This is a genomic window from Methanofollis sp., from assembly GCF_028702905.1.
In the GTDB taxonomy this organism is placed as follows: domain Archaea; phylum Halobacteriota; class Methanomicrobia; order Methanomicrobiales; family Methanofollaceae; genus Methanofollis.
Genome location: NZ_JAQVNX010000159.1, coordinates 1 through 3,571, shown reverse-complemented (window position 1 = coordinate 3,571; position 3,571 = coordinate 1). Strand labels below are relative to the sequence as shown.

Sequence of the window (3,571 nt, the reverse complement as noted above, 5' to 3'; positions counted from 1 at the left end):
GGAAGCACAGGACGATGGTCACCTTCATCTCCGAGGTCGCGCTCAGGATCAGGACGCCGATCCTGCTGGTCCAGGAGAATCTGCGGGATGCCTGCATGGCGGTGGAAACGGGAGAGATGGAGAAGGAGGACGTCCTCGATCTCCTCAGGGTCCAGATCAGCCACGCGGAAAGCGTCCTTGCCACGCTCAGGGAACTGAACCAGGGCGTGATCGAGGAGGAGCAGGATATCCCGGAGTCGTACAGAGACTTCCTGACGCGGTGAAGCCCTATGAGATTTGTCCTTGAAAAGAGTGAAGACCGGAAACTCTACCTTGTCCTCTCGCCGGCGACGGCGATGAAGCAGACCAACCTCGGGATCGTCAGGGAGATCACGGAGCAGGGCGCGACCGCGGTCATCATCACCACCAACCAGCCCTATCCGGTCCTCAGGAAACTCTATGTCCAGGAGGGGATCGACCTGGCACGCGTCCGCGTTGTTGATGCGATCACGAAGTACGCGGTCGGGAAGGCGCCCGAGGATGTGGAGAACGCCGTCTTCGTGAACAGTCCCGAAGACCTCACAGATATGGGGATCGCTGTCACCCAGACCCTCAAGGCGGTCGATGGAAAGGAGGTCTTCGTCCTCTTCGACTCGGTCTCGACGATGCTCATCTATCTCTCCTCCGCGAACATCTCGCGGTTCATCCATTTCGTGACGAGCAGGCTGAAGATCTCCGGGATTGCCGGGGTGTTCCTTGCGGTGGAGAAGGGGCTCGACCCCCTGCTCCTCTCCCGGCTCACCACATTCGTCGATGAGGTGGTGGACATGGAGGGCGAGGGATGATTATTTACATCTAAATAATTCAGATCACAATAACCATGGATGAGAACCCCTTTGTCTTCGGCCAGCCGGTGCGGGGTCCGGCCTTCATCGACAGGACCGCAGAGCTGGAACGGGTCAGGAACTACCTGAAGAACGGGCGGAGCCTTATCATCTACTCGCCCCGCAAATACGGGAAGACGTCCCTCGTCCTCAGGGCCATCGACGGCTTCGGGGGGAGTGTCCTCCCGATCTTTCTCGACTGTTATGCCTTCACCAGCGAGCACGACCTCGCCCGCGCCCTCTCGGCGAAGGTGCTCGCGCATTACCCGGAGAGGGAGATCCTGGCGGCGATAAAGCGGCTCTTCGCCGGGATCACGCCAGAGATTACGGTGAAGACGGCACCGGAGGTCGAGGTCGGCGTCGAGTACGAGCCCGAGGAGGATCTCTCCGGCGCCTACGACCTGCCGGAGAGGCTTGCCGTCGACCGCGGCCGCCGGGTTGTCGTGGTCTTCGACGAGTTCCAGGAACTCGCGGGTTTCGAGAACCTCCTGAAGACCCTCAGGTCGGTCTTCCAGCACCACCAGCACGTTGCCTATGTCTTCATCGGCTCGAAGAGGCACATGATGGAGTGGATCTTCCGGTCGCAGGAGAGCCCATTCTACAACTTCGGCGCTCACATGACCCTCCACGAGATCCCGGCCGGGGCGTTCGCGGCGTATATCGGGGAGGCCTTTGCCGGCGCCGGCATCGCCCTCCTCGACGGAACGGTGGAGGCGCTCCTGGCGGCGACAGGGTGCCATCCCCATTATACCCAGCGCCTCGCCTTCGAGGTGTGGTACAGGGGGCGCATCCGCGGCTCGGCCGGACCGGCGGATGTGGAGGCGGCGATCCGCGAGGTGATCGCGGACCTGGAAGGGTCATACCTTGCGATCTGGGACGCTCTCACCGCGAACCAGCGCAGGGTGCTCCTCGCGGTGGCGCAGGGCGAGGACGACCTCTTCTCCGGCGAGTTCGCCCGCACCCGGGGCTTTGCAAGCCCGGCGAGCGTCCAGTCGGCCCTCCGCAGGATTCTCGAAAGAGGGATCGCGGAGGAGGAGGGCGGGGGTTACAGGGTCGCCGACCCTTTCCTGGCCCGCTGGATGGAGGGGCGGTTTCTCAGGGGATGACGTTCTTTTTTCCCGGCCGCCTATCTTTTCTCCATGCTGATCAGGGACATCAGGGCCACGCCTGTCTTCACGGCCGGCGACAAAACCCATCTCCGCGAACTCCTGCACCCGAAGGACGAACCGGCCTGCACAAACCGCTGTTCTATCGCCCATGCCTTCCTCGGTCCGGGTGAGGTATCGCTTCCCCATCGCCTGAAGACCTCGTCGGAGACGTATTATATCCTCGCGGGCAGGGGCGAGATGCACATCGACGGGGAGGAGGCGGAGGTCTGCGAGGGGCAGGCCGTGTACATTCCGCCGGGCGCGGTTCAGTGGATCGAGAACACCGGGCCGGGCGACCTTGTCATCCTCGCGGTCGTCGACCCTGCATGGCGGGAGGGGGACGAGGAGGTGTTCCCCTCCTCCCCATAACAACCCATATATCCCCTCCCGCCCATGGCGTGGTGCCGTGTCCCGGCGCCGCCGGGTGCGGCGGGGGGAGAGACGATGCAGAATGTTGCCATATTCTGGGACCCCCAGGGGATCGAGCTCGATACCCTGGGCAAAAAGAAATACCTGCGGGTGAGCGACGGGGACAGCCCGTATATTTCGATGTCGATCAGGATGCTCTCCATCGACACGCCGGAGGTGCACTATCCTGTCAATACGCCGCCGTCGCGGCACGACGCCGATCTGGCGCAGCTGGCCGACTGGATCCAGGACGGGGAGGCGGCGGTCGAACACGGCCTGGGGGAGCACCTCAGGCCGAAGCTTGCCACGGGTTCGGCCGGGACTCTCCAGGAGGACCAGGGGATGGAGGCGGCCCGTTATTTCAAGCAGCTCCTTGCGGAGAAGCTGACGCGGCCGAACGGGTCGAAGAGGGATGTGTTCCTGCGGGTGGCTGACCGGCCTTTCGACCAGTACGGGCGGCTGCTCGCGTATATGGCGCCGAACTATACCGCGAGGGAGAGGGAGACGATGACGCGGGAGGAGAGGGCGACCTTCAACCTGATGATGGTGGCGTCGGGGTGGGCGGCGATCTTCCCGATCTACCCGAGTCTGCCGCGCCACGCCGACCTGATGATGATCAGGGACGCGGCGGAGGAGGCGTATCGGGCGCAGAGGGGGGCGTGGGCCGACCCGATGGCCCTGACCGGGTACGAGTTCAGGATGTGCGTGCGCCTCTACGATATCACGGCGAAGGTTCTTGCCGGCAAGCGTCTCTCGTCGTCGGAGAGGGGGGCCTGGATCAGCAGGTACTGCGCCGACATGACGAGCGGCGAGATCTTCTACCCGCAGGAGTATCACCGGGTGCCGCCGTACAACCGGGTCTTTATCTGGCCTTCGGACGTGCCGAAGGCGGTGGCCGGCATGAACCTGGTCCCGCCGCGTGAGCGGTGAGGGCGAGATCCCTTTTTTTCAGCGGATGAGCCGCTTTTTCATCATCCTGAGGGCGAGGAGGAAGGCGACCGGGGTGACGGCGGCGATCCAGAGGAGGCCGAGGAGGAGGAGGTCGAGGCCCGCGGCAAGGGGGAGGGCGCGGCAGACATTGACGACGTGGGTGAGGGGGAGGGCGGCGAGGGCGAGGGTCTGGAGGGGTGCGGGGAGGAGGGAGAGGGGGAG

At 64.0% G+C, this 3,571-nt stretch carries 5 protein-coding genes and 1 pseudogene; 5 read left to right on the top strand and 1 reads right to left on the bottom strand.

The genetic code is table 11. The annotated features are described in order from the left end of the window. The 5 genes from PHP59_RS11980 to PHP59_RS11960 all read left to right on the top strand — a co-directional run. Window positions 1-263: hypothetical protein (locus tag PHP59_RS11980; protein WP_300167302.1), on the top strand; the 263-nt coding region annotated here is incomplete at its 5' end. A 6-nt stretch (window positions 264-269) separates the two neighbouring features. After that, window positions 270-824, top strand: a complete 555-nt coding sequence (locus tag PHP59_RS11975; protein WP_300167300.1) for a hypothetical protein — start codon at window positions 270-272, stop codon at window positions 822-824. 35 nt (window positions 825-859) lie between these two features. Continuing rightward, window positions 860-1,969 (top strand): ATP-binding protein, encoded by a 1,110-nt coding sequence (locus tag PHP59_RS11970; protein ID WP_300167298.1) that lies wholly within the window; start codon window positions 860-862, stop codon window positions 1,967-1,969. Window positions 1,970-2,002: 33 nt separating this feature from the next. Continuing rightward, a complete protein-coding gene (locus tag PHP59_RS11965; RefSeq protein ID WP_300167296.1) occupies window positions 2,003-2,380 on the top strand; it encodes a cupin domain-containing protein in 378 nt (125 codons plus the stop codon). Between the two features lie 24 nt (window positions 2,381-2,404). Beyond that, window positions 2,405-3,349: a thermonuclease family protein gene (locus PHP59_RS11960; RefSeq protein ID WP_300167294.1), complete on the top strand. Its 945-nt coding sequence runs from the start codon at window positions 2,405-2,407 to the stop codon at window positions 3,347-3,349. An 18-nt stretch (window positions 3,350-3,367) separates the two neighbouring features. Here the strand turns inward: PHP59_RS11960 and PHP59_RS11955 are convergent. Then, window positions 3,368-3,571, bottom strand: a pseudogene (locus PHP59_RS11955) (ABC transporter permease); the annotation flags it as partial.